23 protein-coding genes are annotated in these 25,426 nt (G+C 46.2%); 13 read left to right on the forward strand and 10 right to left on the reverse strand.

The genetic code is table 11. The features are described 5' to 3' along the window. Positions 1–54: 54 nt before the first annotated feature. The 3 genes from AC5JBY_RS09825 to AC5JBY_RS09835 form a co-directional block, all read right to left on the reverse strand. Positions 55–1,953: a hypothetical protein gene (locus tag AC5JBY_RS09825; protein WP_495904404.1), complete on the reverse strand. Its 1,899-nt coding sequence runs from the start codon at positions 1,951–1,953 to the stop codon at positions 55–57. After that, positions 1,943–2,500 (reverse strand): RNA polymerase sigma factor, encoded by a 558-nt coding sequence (locus AC5JBY_RS09830; protein ID WP_495904405.1) that lies wholly within the window; start codon positions 2,498–2,500, stop codon positions 1,943–1,945. Before AC5JBY_RS09830 ends, AC5JBY_RS09825 begins: the two co-directional genes overlap by 11 nt. A gap of 163 nt (positions 2,501–2,663) precedes the next feature. Beyond that, entirely contained in the window at positions 2,664–3,527 is an 864-nt protein-coding gene (locus tag AC5JBY_RS09835; RefSeq protein ID WP_495904406.1) for a hypothetical protein, read from the reverse strand. A 207-nt stretch (positions 3,528–3,734) separates the two neighbouring features. Between AC5JBY_RS09835 and AC5JBY_RS09840 the strand changes: the two genes are divergently transcribed. From AC5JBY_RS09840 to AC5JBY_RS09855, 4 genes are all read left to right on the forward strand, one after another. Further along, entirely contained in the window at positions 3,735–4,763 is a 1,029-nt protein-coding gene (locus AC5JBY_RS09840) for a S66 peptidase family protein (protein WP_495904407.1), read from the forward strand. A gap of 17 nt (positions 4,764–4,780) precedes the next feature. Then, entirely contained in the window at positions 4,781–4,975 is a 195-nt protein-coding gene (locus tag AC5JBY_RS09845) for a hypothetical protein (protein ID WP_495904408.1), read from the forward strand. 96 nt (positions 4,976–5,071) lie between these two features. Further along, positions 5,072–5,980 carry a S66 peptidase family protein gene (locus AC5JBY_RS09850; protein ID WP_495904409.1) on the forward strand — a complete coding sequence of 303 codons (909 nt, stop codon included), beginning with the start codon at positions 5,072–5,074 and terminating at the stop codon, positions 5,978–5,980. A gap of 220 nt (positions 5,981–6,200) precedes the next feature. After that, positions 6,201–7,136 carry a hydrogen peroxide-inducible genes activator gene (locus AC5JBY_RS09855; protein WP_495904410.1) on the forward strand — a complete coding sequence of 312 codons (936 nt, stop codon included), beginning with the start codon at positions 6,201–6,203 and terminating at the stop codon, positions 7,134–7,136. Between the two features lie 78 nt (positions 7,137–7,214). On the opposite strand, the gene AC5JBY_RS09860 is transcribed toward AC5JBY_RS09855, so the two are convergent. From AC5JBY_RS09860 to AC5JBY_RS09870, 3 genes are all read right to left on the reverse strand, one after another. Then, positions 7,215–8,018, reverse strand: coding sequence for an alpha/beta hydrolase (locus tag AC5JBY_RS09860; protein ID WP_495904411.1), 804 nt, complete (start codon positions 8,016–8,018; stop codon positions 7,215–7,217). 64 nt (positions 8,019–8,082) lie between these two features. Continuing rightward, positions 8,083–8,871, reverse strand: coding sequence for an alpha/beta hydrolase (locus tag AC5JBY_RS09865; protein ID WP_495904412.1), 789 nt, complete (start codon positions 8,869–8,871; stop codon positions 8,083–8,085). A 31-nt stretch (positions 8,872–8,902) separates the two neighbouring features. Continuing rightward, positions 8,903–10,888, reverse strand: a complete 1,986-nt coding sequence (locus AC5JBY_RS09870; RefSeq protein WP_495904413.1) for a KUP/HAK/KT family potassium transporter — start codon at positions 10,886–10,888, stop codon at positions 8,903–8,905. A 328-nt stretch (positions 10,889–11,216) separates the two neighbouring features. Here AC5JBY_RS09870 and AC5JBY_RS09875 point away from each other — a divergent pair, with 328 nt between their 5' ends. From AC5JBY_RS09875 to AC5JBY_RS09895, 5 genes are all read left to right on the forward strand, one after another. Beyond that, the gene (locus AC5JBY_RS09875; protein ID WP_495904414.1) at positions 11,217–12,737 is read left to right on the forward strand and encodes a hypothetical protein; all 1,521 of its coding nucleotides are present in this window, start codon (positions 11,217–11,219) and stop codon (positions 12,735–12,737) included. A gap of 20 nt (positions 12,738–12,757) precedes the next feature. After that, positions 12,758–13,738: a DUF6427 family protein gene (locus tag AC5JBY_RS09880; RefSeq protein WP_495904415.1), complete on the forward strand. Its 981-nt coding sequence runs from the start codon at positions 12,758–12,760 to the stop codon at positions 13,736–13,738. Positions 13,739–13,876: 138 nt separating this feature from the next. Then, positions 13,877–14,587, forward strand: a complete 711-nt coding sequence (gene purQ, locus AC5JBY_RS09885; RefSeq protein ID WP_495904416.1) for a phosphoribosylformylglycinamidine synthase subunit PurQ — start codon at positions 13,877–13,879, stop codon at positions 14,585–14,587. A gap of 65 nt (positions 14,588–14,652) precedes the next feature. Further along, positions 14,653–15,108, forward strand: a complete 456-nt coding sequence (locus AC5JBY_RS09890; RefSeq protein WP_495904417.1) for a protein-disulfide reductase DsbD domain-containing protein — start codon at positions 14,653–14,655, stop codon at positions 15,106–15,108. Positions 15,109–15,205: 97 nt separating this feature from the next. Continuing rightward, a complete protein-coding gene (locus tag AC5JBY_RS09895) occupies positions 15,206–17,227 on the forward strand; it encodes a protein-disulfide reductase DsbD family protein (protein ID WP_495904418.1) in 2,022 nt (673 codons plus the stop codon). A 450-nt stretch (positions 17,228–17,677) separates the two neighbouring features. On the opposite strand, the gene AC5JBY_RS09900 is transcribed toward AC5JBY_RS09895, so the two are convergent. After that, positions 17,678–18,259, reverse strand: coding sequence for an RNA polymerase sigma factor (locus tag AC5JBY_RS09900; protein ID WP_119053595.1), 582 nt, complete (start codon positions 18,257–18,259; stop codon positions 17,678–17,680). A gap of 342 nt (positions 18,260–18,601) precedes the next feature. Between AC5JBY_RS09900 and uvrA the strand changes: the two genes are divergently transcribed. Both uvrA and AC5JBY_RS09910 read left to right on the forward strand, forming a co-directional pair. Next, complete coding sequence (gene uvrA, locus AC5JBY_RS09905) at positions 18,602–21,403, forward strand: excinuclease ABC subunit UvrA (RefSeq protein WP_495904419.1); 2,802 nt, start codon at positions 18,602–18,604, stop codon at positions 21,401–21,403. Between the two features lie 46 nt (positions 21,404–21,449). After that, positions 21,450–22,016: a hypothetical protein gene (locus tag AC5JBY_RS09910; protein ID WP_495904420.1), complete on the forward strand. Its 567-nt coding sequence runs from the start codon at positions 21,450–21,452 to the stop codon at positions 22,014–22,016. Here the strand turns inward: AC5JBY_RS09910 and AC5JBY_RS09915 are convergent, their stop codons facing one another. Continuing rightward, positions 22,017–22,442, reverse strand: coding sequence for a DUF4293 domain-containing protein (locus AC5JBY_RS09915; RefSeq protein WP_495904421.1), 426 nt, complete (start codon positions 22,440–22,442; stop codon positions 22,017–22,019). It abuts the gene before it with no gap. A gap of 133 nt (positions 22,443–22,575) precedes the next feature. Further along, a complete protein-coding gene (locus AC5JBY_RS09920) occupies positions 22,576–23,118 on the reverse strand; it encodes a hypothetical protein (protein ID WP_495904422.1) in 543 nt (180 codons plus the stop codon). 228 nt (positions 23,119–23,346) lie between these two features. Between AC5JBY_RS09920 and AC5JBY_RS09925 the strand changes: the two genes are divergently transcribed. Then, a complete protein-coding gene (locus AC5JBY_RS09925) occupies positions 23,347–24,396 on the forward strand; it encodes a sensor histidine kinase (protein ID WP_495904423.1) in 1,050 nt (349 codons plus the stop codon). Next, positions 24,368–25,078 (forward strand): LytR/AlgR family response regulator transcription factor, encoded by a 711-nt coding sequence (locus AC5JBY_RS09930; protein WP_495904424.1) that lies wholly within the window; start codon positions 24,368–24,370, stop codon positions 25,076–25,078. Before AC5JBY_RS09925 ends, AC5JBY_RS09930 begins: the two co-directional genes overlap by 29 nt. 8 nt (positions 25,079–25,086) lie before the next feature. Here the strand turns inward: AC5JBY_RS09930 and AC5JBY_RS09935 are convergent, their stop codons facing one another. Beyond that, positions 25,087–25,278: a PLD nuclease N-terminal domain-containing protein gene (locus AC5JBY_RS09935; RefSeq protein ID WP_495904425.1), complete on the reverse strand. Its 192-nt coding sequence runs from the start codon at positions 25,276–25,278 to the stop codon at positions 25,087–25,089. Between the last annotated feature and the right edge of the window lie 148 nt (positions 25,279–25,426).

Raw genomic sequence — 25,426 nt, forward strand, 5'->3', positions numbered from 1 at the left:
CTCATGCAATAGAAAGGCGACCAGGTCTTTTATTTTTTCATATGTATCAGGGTTTTATGGAAGGATGAGGTTAAGTGATTGTAATTTCTTTCTGAATTGTTCGGGTGTTGTCTCTGTAAAGACGAGATCGCCGATCTCTTCTCTGTCGGTGGTAAGCTCCTGAATGCAGGACATTACTTTCCCGTCTTTGATTCCGATACACACGATCTTGACCGGTTCATCTTTCGTTACCCTGCCGAAGGTGATCTTATTGTCTTTATAGCTGCCCTTTAATACTGTTTTCACTTTGGTGAATACCAAGTGGGATACCATCGTGGACGGTTCAAATCCTTCTCCGGGCTTAAAAGCGAACAATGTCCTTGGGCCACGGTTGTTTAGCTTATCGCAGTTGTACCAGCCAAGGCCGGTGATGGAAAAGCTGTACCTGCCCATGAGCTCTTGCCGTTGTTCGTACCTGGCGTCTGCCTGCAGGATCTTTTCCATGGCGCGGGCACTGTCTTCGGGTGTTAATAGTTGTCTGTATAGTGCCTGGTAAAAGGTCATATCTATCGAATCGCCTGCTATGTTCATCAGTTTTTCCTGCTGAAACTGGTAGTTGGCTACTGGCTTTACCTCGACGCGCTTTAGTTTGATTACATCGAAGTAGTTGTTGGTATGTTGCCTTAGCTTGATCTCCATTTCTTCGTTGGTAAGAGGGCAGCTTTTGGCTACGTAGTACCAGGCTGTTTTTTTTCGGCCATGCTCCACTTTGTAAGGATCCGCGTATGGGTTCATTACCCTGATCCTTCTGGTGAGGGGATCGAGACGTTTTTGTTGCTGGCCCTGGGCCACCCAGTCGATGTCTCCGTTTTCATCGGCTTCCCGCTTCATAAACCGCACGGTGTCGATCATCCGGTTATCCATGAATTTGGCTACAAAGGCATTTTTCATGCTGCTCCTGGTGCCGCGGTATAGTTGCATTTGTTCGTCGAAGTTCCTGGTAGGCATTTCCAGCCTGATGCTTTTGCCTGCTGCCAGGTCTACCGGCATACCATTGAGGTGGGCTGTAATGTGCACCATACCATCGGAGATGAGTTGGTCTTCTCCGGAAGTCGTGGTGAGCTTGGCAGCCAGTATATCTTCGTAGGTATAGTATTCTTTAAAAACGATCGTCACCAGCCCTTCTTTGATCAATCCTTTTTTGCCGGCAAAGGCAAATGGTGGGATCGTGAGGCGGGTGCCTTCTTTTCCGGTTACAAAGCTTTCCTGGCTCGCATCTACTACGTATACATTGGCTTGTTTATCGAGCTCGCTGTAGAACTCATTGATCTTTGCCGATGCGTCTTTGCTGTTGATAATGGATACGCTACCTGCACTTACTTCTACAGGCTTTACGTCTGGTAAGGTAAACGGTGAACTACCAACGGCGATAGATGAACCATCAACGGTGAGGGGAGGGGGCTGCGTTTTGAGTGGTGACTTGTTTTCAGCAGGCGTTCCACCGATGGTGGTATTGCTTTTTGTAATTACGACAGTCTTTGGCGGAGGCTGTATTGTTGTAATGTTGGTCGGCGTACGCTTCACCTTGGGCGTTGCTGCTGTAGTAGTGACAGTTTTTTTAACAGGCTGTGCCGGAGCTTTTGTAGTAGCTGCCAGTGGTTGTGCCGCTGGTTGCTTTTTCTCCGGGGCAATCGCTGTTTTTTGCGCCAGCATTTTAGGTGCAGCCTCCTTCTTTTTCGACTTGATGGTAGTGAGCGTCACCAGGGTGATGACGGTAACCACGGTAAAGCCCCCCATGTATTTGATGATGCGGCGGGTGGCATGCCAGCGGAATCCTTTAGGCGCCGGCCCGGGACCGGGTGTCAGCAACCCGCGCATTTGTTCCCAGTTGGCATCGGCAAGGCCGGCGTCCGCCTGGTATTCTTCGTCCTTTTTACGGAAGAAGTCATCAATATGTTGTTGTTCAGATTGCATTAGAGTAGATTTCTTTGTTCAATAATTTATCCAGTTTATGTTTAAGAAGGCGCCTCGCTTCATTGAGGTGCCATTTGGATGTTCCGATCGCTATGTTCAGTATTTGTCCGATCTCTTCGTGTTTAAAACCTTCCAGTACAAAAAGGTTAAAGACGAGTGCCGTATTACGGGGCAGCTCCTGCAGCAGCCGCATTACGTCGTTGGCAGAAAGTCGGTTGTATATATCCGGGTCTATCGAGTTGTTGTCTGTTACTATTTCGAGTGGCTGGTGATTGAATTTTGCCTGCCGCCGGCAATGGTCTATACAGGTGTTGACCATCACGCGTCTTACCCATCCCATTAAATCGCCCCTGCCTTCGTATTGGTGTATGGTATTGAAGACTTTCAACATACCCTCGTTGTAGAGTGATGCCGCTTCATCGGCATCCCGTGCATAGCGGGCGCAAACTTTCAGCATGCCTGGGTAGCAGGCACGGTACAGGGCTTCCTGGCTTTTTGGATTTTGTTGTTTACAACCTTTTATGATGTCATCCTGGTTTGTTAGCACGGGTTATGTTGATGATGGTGACAGATCGGGTTATGCTGGCTGCACTGTCCGGAGCGCTGTATTATTGACGAAGGTAGGATGGGGAAAGGTTGGGGTAGAAATGAAAAAGGGACCGTCCCGGAAGGATGGTCCCTTTGTTATATATAATGAATGGATCGAGTGATCAGTTGGTGGCGCTTACTGTGGGGAGGTGTTTTGCAAACTCCTTATTGTTTTTGCCGGTGGGCAGGGTAAAGCCAAGGCTCAGGATCAGTTCGTAGGTGCCAAAGCTTTGGCGGGCGCGGCCTTCATATACTTTCAGGTGGCTATACCGGGCGTAGTCGAACTTCTGGGCAAACTCCAGGTAAGCGTATTTAAAAGCGGTAAGCCGGAAGGCGGTTTCTATGCCTGTATTCCATCCACCAAGCTGGAAGCCTGGTTCATTGGCCTTGCCGAAGAAGCTGTTCTCTACGTGGGGGATCACTGGTCCTATACCTGCTTTGGCCAGCAAGTCGAGTTTCAGGTTATTATTCGGTCCGGGTTTTACCAGCCTGAACCGCTTTACCAGGTTGAACAGGAGGAAGTTGGCGCCATTGTTCAGGTAATAGTAGGAGCTATCTTTTTCTGAGAAACGGCGGGTAGTGTTGACTTTCTGACCATCGAACTGCCCTTCGATGTGCACATCCTGTTCATCAGCAATAATATACTTGGTGTGGTCGAAGTTGATCTCGATAGCCAGATCCTGCTTTTCATTGAAGAAATAGCCAATGCGGTAGTTGTACTGGGGGATGGTCAGAGGTATAGAGAAGAGACCCTCGTCCCAGCCTGGGTGGTCGTGGGCGCGTACCCGCACTAATTTGTAATTGTTGCCCAGAGAGGGTTGTTTTACGTGTACCGTAGAGCGGGTATACCATTCGGTGTTGTAGCCCCAGCTAAAATAGAGGCTCCCGTTCTTTACAAATGACCAATTGCCTTTCTGTTGGGCGTGTGCAGTTTGGTTGATGAACGATAATACGCAGATAAATGCGATACAAAATTTCCTTGCCATAGACTAATGCCTTTCCAGGTGTTTAGCGCCGCAAAACTAAGCGGAATCAGTTATTTATTATATGTGTTAACATGTCAATAGCAAAAAACTTGTATGTATGTCTATTGACAGTGTTTCAAAGCCAGTCAGCAGTGGATAACAACGATCCGGCCAAATTGTTAAAAAAAATGTTTTATCTGTCTGTAAATTGTGGTTTTCCTGTTTGTTATGAATCGTAAAAACTTTCTTTCTTCTTTAATGGCAGCTGGCGCTGTATTGCCTGCCGTACCCGGTATGGGACATATTATTGATTTTGCTGATGGGGGTAAGAAGCCCGTCATTCCTCCCTACCTGAAGCAGGGAGATACAATTGGGATTACCTGTCCGGCGGGCTATATTCTGCAAAAGGACATTGAGCCATCCATCCAACTAATGAAGAGTTGGGGGTTCAATATCAAGGTGGGGGACACGGTGGGTAAGCGTGATTTTACTTTCGGGGGCAGTGATGCCGACAGGGCCGCCGACTTTCAAAGGATGATCGACGACCCCGGTGTTCAGGCTATTATGTGTGCCCGTGGCGGATATGGGTTTGTGCGTATTGTAGACCGGCTGGATTTTTCCCGGCTGGTGTCGAAGCCCAAGTGGATCATCGGGTTCAGTGATATTACCGTGCTGCATGGCCATCTCAACCGCAATTATGGTATCGCTTCCATTCATTCCAAGATGTGCAATAGTTTCCCGGACGACTGGAGCAAGGCTGATCCGCTCCAGGCGGACACGATCCTTTCTATCAAGCGGGCGCTAACAGGTGAAACCATGAATTACACAACGACGCCTTCTGCATTTAATAAGGTGGGTACCGCTACCGGCGTACTGGTAGGCGGTAACCTGAAGACCATCGAAACGTTGGCCGGCAGTAAGTCCGACCTGCATACGGCGGGCAAGATATTATTTGTAGAAGATACCGGCGAATATCTCTATAGTATCGACCGTATGTTCTGGAACCTGCTGCGAACCGGTAAGCTGGAAGATCTGAAGGGATTGGTAGTGGGTGGCTTTAAGGTAAAGCCCGATGATCCCGGAGATGAGTTTGGCAGAACGTTACAGGATATCGTATTGGAGAAGGTGAAGGACTTTAACTACCCGGTATGTTTTGATTTCCCGGTAGGTCACCAGAAGAATAATTTTGCGTTGAAGTGTGGCGTTATACATAAGCTAACGGTGTCTCCGGAAACGGTTAGCCTGACCGAGGTATAAAATGTAGTTTTATTGTTATGGATCTCGACGTAGCACTTTTCTTCTTACCATTATTAATGGTTGGCATGTTCATCTTCCTGCTGATCATAGGAGTCGCGAAGCTGGGCGTGCTGCTTAAAATAGATGTTGCCGATAAGCGATTTCGTTATGCAGCCATCTTTGTGGGAGTCGTTTCTGCTGTACTTCTTTTTTTAACATCGAGGATAAGGTAGTGGCCTCTTTAAGCGTTGTGATATTGATCATCGCTTTATTTGTTTTTACGAGTTATAGAGGCAACAAGTAACTTCGTGGCCGAAATCTGATAATTAATGGTCAAATATCCTGCTTATTTAAAACCTGGCGATACGATTGGCATTACCTGCCCTGCTGGCTATATGGCTGCGGAGAAGGCGCAAACCTGTATCGATACGTTGAAGGAATGGGGCTACCAGGTAAAGGTAGGCAAGACACTGGGGAGCGACTCCGCTACTTATTTTTCCGGCACCGACAATGAGCGTTTGGATGACTTTCAGGAAATGCTGAATGATGATTCAGTTAAAGCTATCTTGTGTGGCCGTGGTGGTTATGGCATGGGCCGGATCATCGACCGGATCAACTTCAGGGCTTTTAAGAGACGGCCTAAATGGATCGTAGGCTTCAGTGATATTACCGTGTTGCATGCGCACCTGTATTCCAACTATAAGATTTCTTCTTTGCATGCGCCCATGGCGGCAGCTTTCAATGATGATGGTTTCAATAATGAATATGTACAATCGCTGAAGAATGCACTGGAGGGCAAGATTGCCCGGTACCAATGTGATGTGCATGAGCTGAATCATCCCGGCGAGGCGGTGGGAGAGCTCGTTGGTGGCAACCTAAGCCTGCTGGCGCACCTCGTAGGTACCCCTTCCGACATCAAGACCAAGGGTAGGATCTTGTTCCTGGAGGATGTGGGGGAGTATCTTTATAATGTAGACCGTATGTTGTACCAGTTGAAACGGGCGGGCAAGCTAAATAGGCTGGCCGGACTGATCATTGGCGGGTTTACGGATAATAAGGATACGGAGCGGCCTTTTGGCAAGTCTGTTTATGAGATCATCCATGATGTGGTGAAGGAATATAATTATCCTATCTGTTTTGATTTCCCGGTGAGTCATGAAAAGGAAAATTACGCCTTGAAGGTGGGGGCCGGGTATAAGCTGATCGTAGGGAAGAATAAAGTAATACTCGAAGAATAAAAAAGATGCCGGCTCAAAGCCGGCATCTCCTTTTGGTTAACCCGTATAGCCGAACGTTTAAACTGATCTGTTTTGTGTTTTACCGCCCGGCCTGTCTGTGAGATCCTTTCTACTCTTTAATGCCTATCTGATGTTTGTCATCCTTTCTAATGCAAAACTTCACTTATTTTGCCGATAAATCAAATTGATTAATAATATTTGCTCATAGATACAATCTATTATGACATTCGTTCAACTGGAATATGTGGTGGCGGTGGATGTGTGCCGGCATTTTGCCATGGCAGCCAATCGCTGTTTTGTTACGCAGCCTACTTTGAGCATGCAGATCCAAAAGCTGGAAGAAGAGCTGGGGGTTAAGATATTCGACCGCAGCAAGCAGCCTGTTGTACCTACCGAAGCCGGCGCGGAGATCATCGAGCAGGCGCGTAAGATCCTGGCTGAAAAGAATGTGATCCAGGAGATAGTTCAAAACAAGAAAGGGGTACTGACGGGCGAGTTGCGGATCGGCATCATCCCCACACTGGCGCCTTACCTGTTACCCTTGTTTGTGCAGAGCTTCAATAAGAAGTATCCCCAGGTAAAATTGATCGTGCAGGAAATGATGACAGAATATGTGATCAGCCGTTTGCGCGAAGGACGTATCGATGTGGGTATTGTGGTTACTCCCTTGCAGGAAAAAGGCATCAAGGAGCATGTGCTTTTTTATGAGGAGTTGCTGGCCTATGTGGCCAAAAAGAATGTAGCGTATAAGAAGACCTATGTGCTGGCGAAAGACATCGACCCGGAGAAGTTGTGGCTAATGGAAGAAGGGCATTGTTTTCGCTCGCAGATCGTAAACCTGTGCGAACTGCGTAAGTCCAGTGAAATGAGTGCGCATTTTGAATATGAAGCAGGAAGCATCGAGGCGCTGCGCCGCATGGTAGAGCTAAATGATGGTATTACGATCTTACCTGAACTTACTACACTGGATATGGACAATAAGCGTTTGCAACTGATACGGCATTTTCAAAAGCCGGCGCCCATGCGGGAAGTGAGCATTGTGGTGCACCGCGATTTTGTGAAGAAGCGGTTGATTGAAGTGTTGAAGGAAGAGATCGTGAATGCCATTCCTGAGAAGGTGAGAAAGAATAAGAGTTCGAATGTGGTACCAATATAGAATACAGAAGCCAGCATCCAGTATCCAGAAGCCTTTACTGTATTATTCTGAATGCTGGATGCTGAATGCTGGATTCTTCTATTTAAATAAAGAGTCGAGTTTCTGTTGGTAAAGAGGATACTCACTTAAGTTGTTGTGGCTTCCTCCTTCGATGGTAACGAACTGGTCGGCAGGTTTGAGGTAAGGAATCAGGCGCTGTCCGTTGCTGTACCTGATAACGCCATCGTCTGTGCCATGGAATATAGTGACGGGAGCAGTTACCTGCTGCATGTATTGCCAGGTAGGTATTTTAAAGCGTATAATTCTTTCTACCGGATAAATGGGAAAGTAAACTCCTGCCACAGAGGGAAAACTATAATAAGGTGTTTCCAGCAGCAGGTATTTGCAATCGCGGATAGAGGCTAATTGGGTAGCAAGCCCCGAACCCAGTGACTTGCCGTATAGTATGATGCTGTCGGGCTTAAAGCGCGCCCGGGCCAGTTTGTAAAAAATGAGCGACCAATCATAGAGACGTTGCTCAGTAAAGGTGCCGGTACTTTTCCCATAGCCGGGATAATCTATCATCCATACTTCATAGCCGTGTTTTGTGAATGCCGGTGCACATTGTGCATACCGGCCAATGTTCTGCTTATTGCCATGAAAGTAAAGGACTACTCCACGCGGTGTGGAATCGGCAGTAGTGAATTGTATGATGTTGATGTTTACGCCGCTGGAGTAGGGAAGGTTGACTTCTTTGTAGGGCGTGTGAAAATTGTAATTGTAGCTGGCTTCCAGTGGCGCCGGGTGAAACATCATCTTATCCTGCAAGTAATAGAGAGCTATGCCGATGAGGCTGTAGATCATGATGATGACACTTATCCAGCGTATAATTTTCTTTTTCATGTAATCAGGTGTTAGCCTTTAGCTGTTGGCTTTTAGCTAAGAGCTAATACCTAACGGCTAATGCCTAATATTTCAAAATATCCCGGATGAAATTATGGTATTCGGGGAACGAAGGTAAGTTATTATGTCTTCCTCCATGTATGCGTATCAGTGTGATCTTGGAAGGATTGATAGCCTGCAGGTTTTCGCTGTGGCGGATGGGGATCAGCCGGTCTTTAGTGCCGTGTATGATGTAGGTGTGGCAATTTACGTAGCGTATCCATTTATCGGTACGGAGGTGATAACGGAGCACATATTTCACCGGGAGAAAGGGCAGGATACGGGTGACTACTTTTCGGAAATTGTAATAAGGTGAATCGAGTATCAGGTAGCGGGGTTTATTATCGGCGGCTATTTTGCTGGCAAAGCCGCTGCCAATGCTGCGGCCATATACGATGATGTGGTGCTCGGGGTAATCTTTCAGGAGAGCTTCATACACGAACTGCATGTCTGCCATCATTTCTTTCTCACTGCGTTTGCCGGTGCTTTTGCCAAAGCCACGGTAGTCGACCATCACCACATCGTAATCATAACGGTAGAAGTCGCGGGCATATTTGGCCCAGCCCTTAATGCTGCGGGTATTGCCATGGAGATACAGGATGAGGCCCTTAGGCTCTTTGCGGTAGAAGTGCAGTCCGTTAATGCGTACGCCGGGCTCTACGTCGAAGAACAGCTCGTGGAAAGGAACGTCGTACTTGAACTTGAAATCCGCGGGGAGGCGTTCGGGTTTAAAGATGAATTTATCCTGCAATAACCAGGCTGCTATGGTAAGCACAGCTATTCCAATGAGTGTATACCAGATGAAAGCAGGCAATTGTATGATGGTTGTTGCCTGAAGATACGATTTACAACTCTTCGGGGTCGTATATTCTTTTGAGGTTGGGATTGTTTACCGGCGCTACGATCAGTGGGAATTTCTCCACTGTTACGTTGGCGGTATCCAGTCCAAAGCCCCGCTCTTCCGATAGACTCCAGTCTTTCAGGGTGAAGTGCAGCTTCATGACCAACCGTTCTGTGAACGGCAGTTCATTGTCCTGGCTCAGGTATTTTTCCATGACGATAAACTGGAAGTCACCTACCACGTTGTTCCTTTCCAGACTTTCGTAGCGGCTGGTGATGTTCACCTCTTTGTTGGCTACCAGGTCGGCCACTACTTTGCGGAACATGAGGTTGATGCGTGGCTCCATGCGGAATCCAAGCCTGAATTCCACGCGGATGATATCGTTGGGAATAATGTGATCTACTTTGTACTCGCAGGTATAGGGATCGTCCAATGTATCTACGTGTACAAACCAGTATATGTCGGCCCGCTTGGGTTTTTTGTTCAGGATGGAATAGATGATCTTATGTTCTATTTCCTTGGGGTTGTTGGCGCTGGTAAGGTATACCAGGTGCGTAGCATACTTGGGAACGGTCTTGTCGTTGCTCAGTTCCTGTATCTGTGGGATATAGTGTTCGAGGCGTACAAACTCCACGTAGCGGTTCTTGATCTTGCGGCTGCGGTACCAGATGTACATCACGGCAAACATGATGCCTCCCACGATGAGGGTGATATAGCCTCCGTGGGTAAACTTCTGTAATAATGCCAGCAGATAGGTAATTTCTATGGCAATGTACCCACCCAGGTAGATGTAGATCCACAATGGTTTCACTCTTTTCGCCACCAGGTAGTTGGCAAAAAGAATGGTGGTGGTGAGCATGGTGAGGATGATGGCAAGGCCATAAGCCGCTTCCATGCGTGAGGAGGTTTGGAAATACAATACCATGCCGATACATCCCAGAAACATCATGAAGTTGAGACTGGGTATAAAGAGTTGTCCTTTTTCTTCGGAGGGGTAGCGGATCTTGAACTTGGGCCAGAGGTTGAGGCGCATGGCTTCACTGATGAGGGTAAAGGACCCTGATACCATGGCCTGGCTGGCGATGATAGCTGCCGTGGTGGCGATGACCACGCCTACAATGACAAACCATTGGGGCATGAGATCATAAAAGGCGTTGATGCCTAATTCTGTTTTTACGGCGGCGGTGATCTCCAGGCCGGTATGGTGTTTCAGCAGGGAAGCTCCCTGGCCGAGGTAGTTGAGCAGCAGGGTGGTTTTTACAAAGATCCAGGAGATACGGATATTGCCTTTGCCGCAATGCCCTAAATCGCTATAGAGTGCTTCGGCACCAGTTGTACAAAGAAATACAGCACCCAGCAACCATAAGGCGTTGGGATACGTGTTTAGGAATTTTATGCCGTACCAGGGGCTGAAGGCCCGCAGGATGGTGATGTCGTCGAAGAGGTGCCAGACGCCCAAAATGGCCAGCATGCTAAACCAAACAAGCATGATGGGGCCGAACAGTTTACCGATGGAGGCAGTACCAAATTGCTGGAGGAAGAAGAAGAGCGCCAGGATGGCTATGACGATGTAGATAATGTATTGCTCTATTTTGCCTTCAAGCGCTGGGATCTTCGTAAGGCCTTCAACGGCCGAAGTGATGGAGATGGGAGGGGTGATGATGCCATCGGCCAGCAGGGCGGCGCCCCCGATCATGGCCGGTATGACAAGCCACTTTTTCTGTCGTCGTACCAGGGCATAGAGTGCAAAGGTGCCTCCTTCCCCCCGGTTGTCTGCCTGCAATACCAACAGAACGTACTTGAATGTTGTTTGCAGCGTGATCGTCCATATGATACAGGAAAGCGCCCCAATAATGAGCTCTTCACTGATCACCCGGTCACTGATAATTGCGTTGAAAACGTAGAGGGGGGATGTGCCGATGTCGCCGTAAATGATGCCTAACGCAACAACTAATCCCGCTGTAGTAACTTTGTTAATCTGTTTGCTCACAGTAGTGTAGCTTATCCCGTTTCAAAGGGTTTAACAATATATCAACCAATATTAAATGCCGGGTCTGGTACCCGGCAGTAACAAAGGTATACGGAAAAAAACTAATTGTGCTAATGTTTTATTGTGTGTACGTTATGTATTCTTCGTGTTGCATTCATCATTTGGCATATATCAGGGGTGGGCTGGCAGCCTTTCCGGCTGGCAACTCGTCTATTAATCAAATACCTAAAATTATATGGAAAGTTTGGGGGGGCGTTTTACAATGCTTAATTTGGCTTATAAGAATGTTATAATGCATTGCATCACCATGATTAAGAATCCAATAAGAATGAGATTGCTCGCCATCGTTCTGATGATCATATCGTTTCCGCTGGTGTCTTCGGCACAGCGGATCTTCTATTCCGAATCGGAGCGCGATGACAGTCGCCGCACCAATTTCGAGATCATTGGCAAGGTGGGCGCGAATATTCTGGTGTTTAAGAATAACCGTTCTGATAATGCCATTAGTGTATATGACAACGAGATGAAACTGATCGAGCGGGTGAAGCTGGATTATATGGACGACCGCTGGATCAATGTGGACTTTGTACCGTATGCCGAGCACGTGTGGATGATCTATCAGTTTCAGCGCAGGGGCATCGTTTATTGTATGGGGGTAAAGCTGAACCAGGAAGCCAAGCGCCTTACCGACCCTATCGAACTGGATACTACCCGTATTGGCTGGGCGGCCAGCAATAAGATATATACCACGGTTTTCAGCGACGACAAGCAGAAGATCATGGTCTTCAAGATCAACAGCCGCGACCCCAACAATTTCGTGTTTACGACCTTGCTGTTCAATAGCGATCTGCAACTGCAACAAAAGCACCGTATGAATCTGGCTATGGAAGAGCGGAATGATTATTTCACAGACTTCCTGGTAGATAATGAGGGGGATATGGTCTTTGGCAAGTTTGTCCGAAGGGGTGGCAGCGATAATATTTCCGACGTCCGGCTTATCCGGAAGAAGTCGGATGAGGAACGGTTCATTATTACCGACCTGAAAACCGGGGAAAAGATGCTGGATGAGGTAAAGATCAAAATAGATAACACCAACCGGCGTTATTTATTTACGGCATTGTATTATAAGCAGCGAAGGGGAAATGTGGAGGGTTTGTATACCCTGATATTCGATAAGGGTTCGGATAATATCATGCGGGAGTCGATGTTGACGTTTTCCGATGACCTGCGGCGGTCGGCCAAGGGGCCTGATGCCAACCTGCGCCTGGCTTTCAATGATTATTTCATCAAGAATATGATTATCAAGCGGGATGGGGGATATATCATGGTGGCCGAGTCGATGTATACTACATCGAGGGGTGGTGCGTTTAATCGCTGGGATTATTTATCGTGGAATAACCCGTGGGCTTCACCGATGAATTATAACTATTACTCACCGTATTATAATTCCTGGGGTTCGCCCTGGAACCGTTGGGGCAATAACCAGGCTACGCGGTACCATGCTGAGAATATCATGATCCTTTCATTTGATAAGGATGGCAATATGGATTGGAACAATGTGATCCCCAAGAGCCAGTTTGATGATGAGAGTGAAGGGCTGGTATCGCACCAGGTAATGAATACCGGCGGAGAGTTGCATTTCCTGTTCAACCTGTATGAGCGCAGGACGTTGTTGTTGAATGATCAGAGCATTGCTCCGGACGGTCAGATCACCCGCCGGCCAACGCTGAAAGGGCTCGATACGAAGATCGAGTTCATGCCGCGTTATGGTAAGCAGATCAGCGCACGTTCGATCATTATTCCATGTCAAAGGAGTAATTATCTTACGTTTGCCAAAGTTGATTTCTAAACCCTTGTTATCCATATCCAGTGACAGGCCTCTTTAAGCAAAAAAACTCCGGCAACATTCTGGTGTTGCTGATCTACGGACTGGTGCTCAAATTCGGGATGTTGTTGCATCCCATGGCGCCTTTGCGGCAGCCCGATGATCATTTCCTGTATATATGGCTTCTTGATTTCCTGGCGCCTTTGCACCTGCCTTCCATTATTTATACATTGATCGCTTTTTTACTGCTGTATAGCCAGGCCGTTATGTTCAACCGCATCTGCAATGACCAGAAGATGATGGCGAAGACGAACTACCTGGCCGGGATGGCATACATGCTCATCACTACGTTGTTTATCGAGTGGAACCACTTTTCGGCTCCTCTGCTGATCAACTCACTGCTGATCTGGATCTTTCACCGCGTGAGCATTTTGTATAATTCCAATAAGCCCGGCGCGGCTATTTTCAATGTAGGGTTGATCATGGGTATCGTGACATTGATGTACCAGCCGGCCATCGTGTTCTCTATTTTCCTACTGGTGTCGCTGTTCATTATGCGCCCGCTGCGGGTGCGGGAATGGCTGATCGGCATCCTTGGTATTACCACACCTTATTATTTCATGGCTATCGTGCTTTACCTCTCTGGTCAGTGGGAGTGGAAGAAACTGCAGCCTAATATTTCTTTCAACCTGCCGGTGATGCCATCTTCCATCACGGTTACGATAAGTATTACTTTATTGATCCTTCCTTTTATTATTGGTGGCTTTTTTGTGCAGAATAACCTGACGAAGATGCTGATCCAGGTGCGCAAAAGCTGGAGCCTGCTGCTGGTTTTCTTGATCGTGTCCATGCTCATCATCATGGCCAATGGCGGTAATAATTATGTGAACTGGCTGCTGTGTGCAGTACCCCTGACAGCTTTCCATGCCGCAGCTTATTTCTATCCTTCCGGTCGTATTTTTCCGCTCGTCCTTCACTGGATCATTTTTGGCTGGGCGATCTATATTGGGTATTGGACGCAATAAGATGCCCGTTTTCGGACTGCCGCCCCTCTACAATGCCCCGGCAAGCAACAACCTGCTGTGCGTAAAGAACTCCGAACTCTGAACTTCGCGACTCGGAACTCTTTCATATCTTTGTGGCTCCTCAAATTTATACCTATAATGAAGTTTGGAGTCGTTGTTTTTCCCGGTTCGAATTGTGATCGTGATATGCAGGATGCATTACAAAATGATCTTAATCAGGAAGTTATAATGTTGTGGCACAAAGATAAGGACCTCAGTATGTTTTCTACTGATGACTGTATCGTGTTGCCCGGCGGTTTTTCTTACGGGGATTACCTGCGTTGTGGCGCCATCGCGCGTTTTAGCCCTATGATGCAGAGTGTGATCGATTTTGCCAATAAAGGAGGTAAAGTACTGGGGGTTTGTAATGGCTTCCAGGTGCTGTGTGAGGCCCATTTGCTGCCCGGCGTGTTGTTGAGGAATGCTAATCAACAGTTTATCAGTAAGAATATTTATATCAAGGGCGTAGGTTCTCCCGATAAAGCCCTCAAGATCCCCATCGCTCACGGTGAAGGCCGCTATTATGCCGAAGCCAGTGTATTGGACCAACTGGAAGCCAACAACCAGGTGATCTATAAATATTGCGATGCAACAGGGGCTGTTATCCCCTCCGCCAACCCCAATGGCGCCATCAGAAATATAGCAGGTATTTGTAATGCAAGCCGGAATGTTTTCGGCATGATGCCCCACCCGGAAAGGGCTACCAGCGAAGCTTTAGGCAATATTGACGGTCGTATTATAATGAATTCATTATTAATACATTCCAAGGCCGGTGCTGCGAAGCCTGCTGCAGCTGTTGCTAATTTTTAAATAATTATTAGCAGATACCTTTAGTACTTTCTTACGTATTTTGTGTTCTAATAGAAACACGCATTATGAAGAAATACTTTTTACTCACTTTGGCTATTATTGGTTTGACCGCTGGCGCGTGGGCGCAGGAAAAGCCAGTGAATTGGAGTTTTACTGCCAAGAAGACCGCAGACAAGACCTACGAAGTACATATTACCGCTAATATTACCGGTAACTGGCATATTTACTCTCAGAACGTGGGGGTAGATGGTCCATTACCCACTTCTTTTACTTTTGTCAAAAACCCTTTAGTGACCCTCGATGGTACGCCTAAAGAGCAGGGTAAACTGATCAAGAAGAAAGAAGAAGCATGGGACGGTGTGGTGAATTACTATGAAAAGACGGTGAACTTTGTTCAGACCGTGAAGGTGAAAGGCGCTGCCAAGACCAATGTGACTGGCAAAGTAGAGTTCATGGTATGTAATGATGAGAAATGCTTACCTCCTGTTGAAGTTGAATTCAGTGTTGCCATCGGCGGATAGTATCTGATATGACAATCTAAACATAATTAATCAAGTCAAACGGGTTCCTGCCAAGGGAGCTCGTTTGTTTTTTTACCTATAAGAAATTCCAATTGCCATGAAGCAATTTTTTACTTGTGTGCTCGCGGCCTTTTTCTCTTTTATCTCCCTGAACCTTGTAGCCCAGGATTCAACAACTTCTTCTTCCAACGTTCAATGGCAGTTCAACGCTTCTAAAAAGTCGGCTAATGAATATGTGTTGTCCTTTAAGGCTGCTGTAAGCCCCGGATGGCGGCTTTTTTCCACCACAGCAAAGGATGATGAACTGAATACGCGTATTGTTTTCGATAGTGCTACGGCTGCTAATGTTACGCTTAATGGCATTACCGAAAATGGAAAGCTGCAGCAGTTGAAAGAACCAATACTGGATAATCTGGAAATTAAGTTTTTTGAACAGGAGGTGGAATTGCAGGCCACTGTTACTGTAAAAGAAGGGTTCAACAAGATACGTGGAGCCGTTACTTACATGACCATGAAGGGAGATCAATTTCCCGGTCCTGTAGAAGCGCCGTTCCTGTTTGTAGTAGATGCGGCTGGTAACATCAGTGCCGGAACTGGTGGCCTGCAGGAGTCTGCCGAAGGATCGCAGGCCTTAAAGCGGACGGCCATTGATCTCAAGAATCCTGTAAATAATTGCGGGGGTACTGGCATTGAAGATGATCGCTCCAAGAGCCTGATGGGTATTTTTATCCTGGGTTTCTTAGGCGGGTTGATCGGTCTGCTTACGCCTTGTGTGTTCCCCATGATCCCGCTTACGGTGTCCTTCTTTACCAAGCAATCACCTACCAGAAAGAAAGGGATATTTAATGCTGTGATGTATGGTGCGTTCATTTTACTGATCTATGTGATCCTGAGTATTCCTTTTCACTTCCTGGATAGCAGTAACCCTGAGATATTGAATACTATTTCTACCAACGTATGGTTGAATATCTTCTTCTTCGTGATATTTGTGGTATTCGCGTTGTCGTTCTTTGGACTGTTCGAGATCACCATGCCGAATGCACTGGCCAATAAGACAGGTTCAAAATCTGGTACCGGTTTGGGTGGTATTTTCTTTATGGCCCTTACGCTGGCACTTGTGTCTTTCTCCTGTACTGGCCCTATCCTCGGTTCTTTATTGGCCGGGTCATTGTCTACCAATGGAGGAGCTATGCAATTGACCATGGGTATGGCAGGTTTTGGTTTGGCGCTTGCGTTGCCTTTTACTTTGTTTGCTTTGTTCCCCAGCTTATTGCAATCGTTGCCAAAATCAGGCGGCTGGCTTACTTCTGTTAAGATCGTATTAGGCTTCCTCGAATTGGCGCTGGCTGTGAAATTCCTGTCCAACGCAGACCTGGTAGAACACTGGGGTATTTTAAAGAGAGAGGTATTCTTCGGTATCTGGATTATCATTGGCGTTTTGCTGGTGCTGTATCTGTTCGGTATCCTGCGTTTCAAACACGAAGGGCCGGTTAAGCTGACCAAAGCGCGCGTCGCTTTAGCTGTAATATTCCTGGCCTTTACTGTCTACTTGGTTCCGGGTTTAACGAAAACCAAGTATGCCAACCGTGCTTTGATCAGCGGGTTCCCGCCACCACTTACTTATAGCATTTATGGCAAGGATGCCTTTAAAGGTGTGGAAGCACAAGTGATGAATGATTATGAGAAAGGCCTGCAACTGGCAAAAGCACAGGGCAAACCATTGCTGATTGACTTTACCGGTTGGGCTTGTGTGAACTGTCGTAAGATGGAAGAAAACGTGTGGCCTGTTCCTGAGATAAAAGAGATCATCGAGAAGGATTATGTGCTGGTTTCTCTATATGTAGACGACCGCGCTAAGCTACCGGCTGATAAAGCATTCATATACACAATGCCCGATGGTTCTAAGAAAGAGATTAAGACAGTAGGGGATGTATATGCTACCCTACAGAGCCAGAACTTTACCAGTGTGTCGCAGCCATTGTATGTGCTGATAACTCCTGATGAGAAGCTGTTGACAAGGCCGGTAGGTTATACGCCTAATGAGAAAGAATACAAGGAGTGGCTGGAATGTGGGTTGGATGCGTTTAAGAAAGGTGGTAAGGAGACTGCAGCAAAATAATAAGACTATATCGGTTTGTGGAGATACAAACCAGGGTTATATAAACGATAAAGGGCTCTGCGGAGCCCTTTATCGTTTATGGAGCAAGCTCGTAAGATCATTCCCATATTCACCTCATCTCAGTCCCATAGCAAACTAAGGGTAGCTTAAGGGTAGTAGCGTAGTAGGAGCGCACCTGAAGCGTATCATGAGCGTACCCTGAGCGTATCTTTTGAAGTGTAGGAGTGGGTAGAAAAAAGAAAGATCCCCACTGTTTAGGCGGGGATCTTAATTAGGCGTCATTCTGTTTCAGCCTTCCGGCTAGCAAGCAATGTCATCAATCAAAAGGTCGGATGGAGAGCCAGAATGACAATATTTTTTCAGTCTCTATTTTGGTTAACAAAGCTAATTAGTTATCCGTTCCCATTTTTACGGTCACCGTTAAACTTTTGTCAAGAGACATGAAGAATATTATAAGGCGATCTTTTTCTGCATCATCATTTTGCGCAGATTGATAAGCCCGTAACGCATTCTTCCTAATGCAGTATTAATGCTGCAATTGGTAAGCGATGCAATTTCCTTAAAGCTCAGATCTGCGTAATGACGGAGAATAATTACTTCGCGCTGATCTTCGGGCAACAAGTCGAGCATTTGGCGCACACGGTCGTGGCTTTGCTTCTTCATCATCTTCATGTCTGCACCTTCTTCTGTGAAGTTGATCACTTCGAAGATGTCGCGGTCGTCGCTCGTACGAATAGAAGGGGTACGTTTCACCTTACGGAAATGGTCTACGCACAGGTTGTGAGCAATACGCATTGCCCAGGGTAAAAACTTACCTTCTTCTGTGTAACGGCCTCCACGAATTGTGTCGATGATCTTGATGAGCACGTCCTGGAAAATATCTTCGGCTAGATATTTGTCTTTAACCAGGAAAAGAATTGAAGTGTACATTTTGTCCTTGTGACGAAGCACAAGCGTCTCGAGTGCATACAGGTCTCCATCCTGGAAATCCTGGATGAGTTCATGGTCGGTCTTTTTGCGTAGTAAATTCATAAACTTCTACGGTTTTGAAGGTGATAGGATATTTAAAAAATGAATGGATTTTATTTTTGAGCGGCTTTTCTGTGTAGAAGTGACAAGTCGATAGGCAGTAAAATTTTAGTTTTCTGATTTATTGTACAAATTACCAACTAAAGATATAGACTTTTTTCAAAAAACAAAACTTTAAGAGAATTTTTAAACTTTTTACTCACTAAGTGGTAAATACTTATACCTATTGACAATTCTCAACAACATTCATTAGTAATTCTATATATTATCATAAAGTAATATAATTGTTAAAGTATATCTGAAATAGTATTCTCCCTTTTGCAGTATTTTTGTGATCCTTTCTTTATGCCTGACACAATAAAAAAAAGTAGTACCGCAGGTACCGTACAGCCAGTAAAAAGTTTTGATAATATTTTTATCAAAGGAGCCCGGGTTCATAACCTGAAAAACGTTTCTGTAGAGATTCCACGCAATAAATTAGTGGTGGTTACGGGAGTTTCCGGTTCCGGAAAATCTTCTTTGACCATCGATACCCTGTTTGCCGAAGGCCAGCGACGCTATGCGGAGAGCCTCAGTGCCTACGCACGGCAGTTCATGGCGCGCATGGTAAAGCCCGATGTGGATTATATCAAAGGTTTATGTCCTGCTATTGCCATCGAGCAAAAAGTAATTACGCGCACGCCACGTTCTACAGTAGGCAGCATGACAGAGGTGTATGATTACCTGCGCTTGTTATACGCCCGTGCAGGTAAAACGATTTCTCCTGTCTCTGGTCGCGAAGTGAAGAAAGATGACGTGAAGGATGTGGTGGATGCCATGTCGAAGCTCAATACCGGCGACAAGGTGCTGATATTAATTCCCTTCAAGCAGCATACGCACCGCAATGCACAGGAAGAGTTAAATATCCTGATGCAAAAAGGTTTCTCACGCTTGTATGATGGAACGATCTATCGTATCGAAGAACTGTTGGAAGATCCTAAGTGGAAATCTTCTAAAGAGATGTATGTGTTGATCGATAGGTTGGTGGTAAAAGATTTCGATGAAGATGATCAGCATCGTATGGCAGATTCTGTAGGCACTGCTTTCTATGAAGGCGAAGGTGCATTGCAGCTGGAAGTGAATGGCGGCAAGAAATTATCTTTCTCCAATAAGTTTGAACTGGATGGTATCCAGTTTGAAGAGCCGGTGCCTAACTTATTCTCTTTTAATAATCCTTTCGGCGCCTGCCCAACCTGCGAAGGTTTTAGCCAGGTGCTGGGTATCGATAGCGACCTGGTGATCCCCGATAAGCGATTGAGTGTTTATGAAGGAGCTGTAGCTCCCTGGAAAGGAGAAAAGCTGGGCTGGTGGAAAGAGCAGTTTATCAAGGGCGCCAAGAAGATCGATTTCCCCATTCACAAGCCGATCATCGACCTCACGAAAGCACAATACAAAATGTTGTGGGAAGGTAGCGGCGGCGTATTTGGCATCAATGACTTTTTTAAAGAGGTAGAGCAGAACTTATATAAAGTACAATACCGTGTACTGTTGAGCCGCTATCGTGGCCGCACGTTATGCCCTGATTGCAAAGGTTACCGCCTGCGCAAAGAAGCGCTGTATGTGCAGGTAGGCGGCAAACACATCGGTGAGCTGTGTGAGATGCCAACGAAAGACTTGGTACAGTGGTTCGATGCGTTGAAGCTGAGCGAATATGATCAACAGGTAGCTAAGCGGGTATTAATTGAGATCAATCACCGGTTGAAGACGCTCATGGATGTGGGCCTTGGTTATTTAACGATGAACCGCCTCGCCAACTCATTGAGTGGTGGCGAGAGTCAGCGTATACAACTTACCCGTTCATTGGGCAGCAACCTTACCGACTCGCTGTATATTCTCGATGAGCCTTCTATTGGTTTGCATTCGAGGGACACCGAACGATTGATCCGTGTATTGAAAGAATTACGCGATCTGGGTAATACGGTTGTGGTCGTAGAGCATGATGAAATGATGATGCGGGAAGCGGATCATATTATAGATATGGGGCCGTTGGCTTCGCACTTGGGTGGTGAAGTAGTAGCCAGTGGAAATTATGATGAACTGATCAGTAACCCCAAGAGCCTTACCGGTCAATACCTGAAAGGCGATTTGCAAATAGAAGTGCCTAAGAAGTTACGCAACTGGAATCGCTCGTTGAAAGTAGAAGGTGCGCGGCAGAATAACTTACAAGACCTTACAGTAGAGTTCCCGCTGAATACATTGTGCGTGGTAAGTGGAGTGAGTGGTAGTGGTAAGACCACATTAGTAAAGCAAATATTATATCCGGGTCTGCAAAAGATCAAGGGAGAGTTTGCGGATAAAGTGGGTTTGCATAAAGCAATTACAGGTGATATTGAATACCTGTCGCAGATCGAAATGGTGGACCAGAACCCCATTGGTAAATCATCACGCAGTAACCCGGTCACGTATATCAAGGCCTATGATGAGATCAGGGACTTGTATGCAAAGCAGCCGTTGAGCAAAACGCGTGGCTTCCAGCCAAAGCATTTCTCGTTCAACGTAGATGGGGGCCGTTGCGATACCTGTAAAGGTGAAGGCGAACAAGTGGTAGAAATGCAGTTCCTGGCCGACGTACACCTTACCTGTGAAGTGTGTGGTGGTAAAAAGTTCAAAGAAGAGGTGCTGGAAGTAACATACAATGGTAAGAGCATCTACGATGTGCTGGAGATGAGTGTGGATGAGTCGCTGGAGTTCTTCAAAGCCGAAAAGGACATTGTTCAGAAGGTAAAGCCGTTGAGTGATGTGGGGCTTGGTTATGTGAAGCTGGGCCAGTCGTCAGACACCTTATCGGGTGGGGAAGCGCAGCGGGTAAAGCTGGCCTCTTTCCTGGGTAAAGGCAAGGCGCAAGGGCATATCCTGTTCATTTTCGATGAGCCTACTACAGGTTTGCATTTCCACGATATCAAGAAGCTGTTGGCTTCGTTCAATGCCCTGATAGAGCAGGGACACTCAATTATTGTAATTGAGCATAATATAGACGTGATCAAGAGTGCGGACTGGATTATCGACCTGGGGCCCGAAGCTGGTGATGGCGGGGGTAACCTCGTGTATACCGGCGTACCGGCGGGGTTGAAGAAAGTGAAAGAAAGCTATACCGGAAGGTTTTTGTAGACCCTTAACATTTCAAAGCCTTTCTTTGCAGCAAAGTTTACCGGTTATGCGTTCCATACTTTTACTGGTTATTGTGTTGGTGCTGGGTAGTCAGTTGACAGCCCAAGTAAGGGTGCCTTTTGGTCAAAAACCAAAGCCCGCGCATTTGGCTCCCAAGACAATATCGGAGAAAGTAAAATTTCCCCGGGTAACCGTACCGGAGCTGATCAAAATGCTGGACTGGACGGAGAAGCAGATCGATACTACCCTGAAGAAAAAAGGCTACCTGCTCATGCAGAAAGATGTGGATTCTACCAGTGGCCTGTTCCAATACTCACACCTCAGCCGGGAAACGGATGCACCCACCACCGTACGCTCTCTTTCCTTTATGGATGCCACAGTTAGAGACATCAAAGGCCGGATGATCTCGTACCGTACTTACGACAAAGATGAGTTTCGCGATATATCTTCCTACCTCCTGGCCAATAACTACCAAAAGACAAATGAGTTCGACTTCGACGAAGCCAAACACAGTATCTACAATAACGGGAGCCAGGAGATACGTGTAAAGGTCATCACCACCGTCAAAGACAAGCGCACGTTTGTAGCGTATGAACTGGAACTGGGCAAATAGTTAGCGCAGGCGGTCGAGGCTTTTTACCAGCTTCTGATCGCGGTAAATACCCCGTATGGCCAGGATGATCAGCACAGGGATCACAATAGCGATAGAAGCTGTGAGATCATAGTTACCTTCCTGGGGAACGAATTTCTTCACTTGTATATAGAATAAAACTAAGTTGAGGCCGGACAGCAGCAGGGCGATCAGGCACAGACGTGTCTGCAATTTCCTGTTCTTATAAAGGAAGATGGCAACCAGGGCCAGCAGGCCGGTGGCCACAGTGGTAATAGTAAGCAATATATCGTTGGTAGCTATCAGGCTGGAAAAGGCTTTCGGTTGGCCTTCCTTAATGATATTACCACTGTAAAAAGAGAATTTGAGGGTAAGGAATGATGCCGCTGCGGCCAGCAATAACCAAACAGATTGTATACGTTGGATCATTTTGGAATAATTATTATTATCTCAAAAATAAGTAATCTGAGGGAAAGGAACGGCTATAAATGGCAAGTGGCAGGAAGCTACACCCGCCACTTTTGTTCGCCATTTTATACTCCTAACTAAAGAGCCTGGATTGCTATCCCGCCTTACCAGGGGGAATGATCTCACTCATTTCACCTTCACATACACGTATTATTTTCCAGTCGTCGCCTTCATGGATATGCACGATGTAAATGAGCGGCAGGGTGCCATATTTGATCTCTTCTACACTCGCTATCGCATGGTCATACCAGGTACTTCTTACTTGTGCCCTTACTTCTTTGGGTAGCTTTTTTTCATTGATGTAACGGATGGTGTATAACCAGTTGCCGTGACGATCATAGTCCAGCCTGATGTTAACGTCTCCAACCTTGTGTTTTGCCATAAATCCGTTTTCGATCACGTACCAACGTTCGTCTTCTGTGCCGGGAAATGTTTCCTTGAAATGTCTTACCGCTTTAATATGTATTTCATTGCGGTAAACCTGGTTGCCTTTTTTAGCAGCAGGCGCAGGATTGTCTGGTGGTCCTGCCGAAGCTTGTGCATGATGACCGCTGTTGTTGAGCTTGCCACCTGCACAGGCTTGCAGCAAGATAAGAATAGCCGGCAACAGGATGCCGGTGAGGGTGATGTGTTTCATGGCTTAAGTTTTATTATTGTTAATGTGACGCATATTGTTGGTTGATGTTGCATGAACACACCATAAAGTAATATTAATATTCTGTTGCTTTAGTAGGGTATTAGATGTATAACGTGATTAAGAGTCAATACTACCGCTGCTTGCAGAGATTTTCGATGTACGCCGTTTGTCGAATAAAATAAATGCTGACCTTGACAATTTGGTAACTTTAGTATAGTAATAATCTATATGTTCAAGAACAAGATATTCCGAACAAACGTCATTTTCTGGACCTGCTACTTCCTGTATGAATGGCTGGCCAATGCGGCCTATGATGGTGAATACCTGCAGCACCTGATTATTTCCTCCTTATACACGCCGTTGCTGTTTGTAGCCACGATGTTTACCACATATGTACTTATCAAGAAATATTACCTCGCAGGAAAGAGACGAAGTTTCTGGATAGGACTTATCATTAGCATGCTGATATTTGGGTTTGCCCGGCGGACCATGAATTATTACTTTATTTATCCGCAAACCTGGCGGGATGCGCAGCCTTTATTCTTTGTACCCAAGATCATCTTCGAAATTGTAGGTACTTACCTCATTGTAGCGCTGAATGTGATGTTCTATTTTATGCAAGCCTGGTACGAGCAGCAGCGTATTACGCAAGCCTTGCAAAAAGATAAGGCAGAAGCGCAGCTTGAACTGTTGAAGTCGCAGATACAGCCCCACTTTATTTTTAATACGTTGAACAATATTTATTCACTGTCCACCCAGAATAATCCTAATACGTCTAATCTTATTTACCGATTATCATCGCTATTAAGTTATACCTTGTACGACAGCCGCAGAACACTCATTCCACTGGAGCAGGAAGTTGAATACATCAGCAATTATATCGAGCTGGAGAAAATACGATATGGTGATCGGCTGGATATTGCCGTGAATGTATTGAACGATACCAAACATATTGCCATTTCTCCTTTCCTGTTGCTGCCATTGATCGAGAACTGTTTTAAGCATGGGGTAAGCAATGAGATCGATACCTGCTGGATACGGATGGACATCTTAAGTAATGATGGTTGGCTCATCATCAAGGTGGAGAATAGTAAACCGTCCAATGGCAAATGCAATGGTGAGCGTAATGGCATCGGCCTGGAGAATGTGAAGCGGCGGCTGGAAATATTATATCCCGAGCGCCATGAGTTTAAATGCATCAATGAAGACCAGACCTTCCTGGCAGTACTTAAAATAAAAACGATGGGCTATGAAAATAAAGTGCTTGTTGGTGGATGATGAACCACCGGCGGTGGACCTGATCACGACGTATATCGAGCGGGTAGGTGATCTTGAAATTGTAGGCAAGTGCAACAATGCCATCGAGGCTTTTGGTTTTTTACAAAAGACGAAGGTTGACTTGTTGTTGCTCGACATACAAATGCCGAAGATGACGGGGCTCGACCTCATCAGGGCGCTGCACGACCGGCCCAAGATCATTGTGATCACCGCCTACCGCGAGTTTGCTGCCGATGGTTTCGACCTGGATGTATTGGATTACATTGTAAAGCCCGTTTCGTTTGAGCGTTTCCTGAAGGCTATCGCCAAATACAACCAATACACTTTACTGCGCCAGACGGAAACGCCTGAACAGGCTCCTGACGCTTTTGAAAAAGCCTACATGTATTTCAAGGTAAACAAGCAGGTGAAGAAAGTCTTCCTGAAAGATATCATCTACATTGAAAGCATCAAGGACTATGTAAAGATCGTGACTACCGATAAGCCACTGATCACTTACCAGCGCCTGGGCTATATGGAAGAAAAGCTGCCGGAAAACAAGTTCCTGCGCATTCACAAATCGTATATCATTGCCATCGATAGAATATCAGGCTACAATAACGACCTCATCAACGTAGATGGCTTTGAACTGCCGCTGGGCAGAAGTTATAAGCAGGGATTTTTAAAAGTGGTAGATGTATAAGACTATACCTACAGCCTTTGCTCTCTTCCGATAACAAAGTACAGCAGCGTGCCTAAGAAAGGCAGGAAGATGACCAGCAATATCCAGATGATCTTGGTAGAATCCTCACGGAAACGGCTATTGATAATATCTACGATGGCCCAGATCCATAAGGCGAGACATAACAGGCCGAACAATCCGAAAAAACCTAAAGTGAACATGGCTATAAAGTTTAATCATTAGTCGCAGTTCGCTACTATTTATTACAAGGTACTTCACAAACTATAAATAAAAAGGTGAGTTATCGATAGATAACTCACCTCCACTATGTTGTAAGCCGCAATGGTCTTAGCGTCTCAATTTGAGCAA

This window comes from Paraflavitalea sp. (assembly GCF_059502485.1).

Excerpts from the sequence above, each read along its gene's own strand:
- AC5JBY_RS09895 (WP_495904418.1), top strand. The coding sequence starts at position 15,206 with ATGAAGCAATTTTTTACTTGTGTGCTCGCGGCCTTTTTCTCTTTTATC.
- AC5JBY_RS09850 (WP_495904409.1), top strand. The coding sequence starts at position 5,072 with ATGGTCAAATATCCTGCTTATTTAAAACCTGGCGATACGATTGGCATT.
- AC5JBY_RS09920 (WP_495904422.1), bottom strand. The coding sequence starts at position 23,118 with ATGAAACACATCACCCTCACCGGCATCCTGTTGCCGGCTATTCTTATC.
- AC5JBY_RS09935 (WP_495904425.1), bottom strand. The coding sequence starts at position 25,278 with ATGTTCACTTTAGGTTTTTTCGGATTGTTCGGCCTGTTATGTCTCGCC.
- AC5JBY_RS09845 (WP_495904408.1), top strand. The coding sequence starts at position 4,781 with ATGGATCTCGACGTAGCACTTTTCTTCTTACCATTATTAATGGTTGGC.
- AC5JBY_RS09825 (WP_495904404.1), bottom strand. The coding sequence starts at position 1,953 with ATGCAATCTGAACAACAACATATTGATGACTTCTTCCGTAAAAAGGAC.
- AC5JBY_RS09875 (WP_495904414.1), top strand. The coding sequence starts at position 11,217 with ATGAGATTGCTCGCCATCGTTCTGATGATCATATCGTTTCCGCTGGTG.
- AC5JBY_RS09930 (WP_495904424.1), top strand. The coding sequence starts at position 24,368 with ATGAAAATAAAGTGCTTGTTGGTGGATGATGAACCACCGGCGGTGGAC.
- AC5JBY_RS09840 (WP_495904407.1), top strand. The coding sequence starts at position 3,735 with ATGAATCGTAAAAACTTTCTTTCTTCTTTAATGGCAGCTGGCGCTGTA.
- AC5JBY_RS09900 (WP_119053595.1), bottom strand. The coding sequence starts at position 18,259 with ATGAATTTACTACGCAAAAAGACCGACCATGAACTCATCCAGGATTTC.
- AC5JBY_RS09925 (WP_495904423.1), top strand. The coding sequence starts at position 23,347 with ATGTTCAAGAACAAGATATTCCGAACAAACGTCATTTTCTGGACCTGC.
- AC5JBY_RS09860 (WP_495904411.1), bottom strand. The coding sequence starts at position 8,018 with ATGAAAAAGAAAATTATACGCTGGATAAGTGTCATCATCATGATCTAC.
- AC5JBY_RS09915 (WP_495904421.1), bottom strand. The coding sequence starts at position 22,442 with ATGATCCAACGTATACAATCTGTTTGGTTATTGCTGGCCGCAGCGGCA.
- purQ (WP_495904416.1), top strand. The coding sequence starts at position 13,877 with ATGAAGTTTGGAGTCGTTGTTTTTCCCGGTTCGAATTGTGATCGTGAT.
- uvrA (WP_495904419.1), top strand. The coding sequence starts at position 18,602 with ATGCCTGACACAATAAAAAAAAGTAGTACCGCAGGTACCGTACAGCCA.
- AC5JBY_RS09910 (WP_495904420.1), top strand. The coding sequence starts at position 21,450 with ATGCGTTCCATACTTTTACTGGTTATTGTGTTGGTGCTGGGTAGTCAG.
- AC5JBY_RS09890 (WP_495904417.1), top strand. The coding sequence starts at position 14,653 with ATGAAGAAATACTTTTTACTCACTTTGGCTATTATTGGTTTGACCGCT.
- AC5JBY_RS09835 (WP_495904406.1), bottom strand. The coding sequence starts at position 3,527 with ATGGCAAGGAAATTTTGTATCGCATTTATCTGCGTATTATCGTTCATC.
- AC5JBY_RS09855 (WP_495904410.1), top strand. The coding sequence starts at position 6,201 with ATGACATTCGTTCAACTGGAATATGTGGTGGCGGTGGATGTGTGCCGG.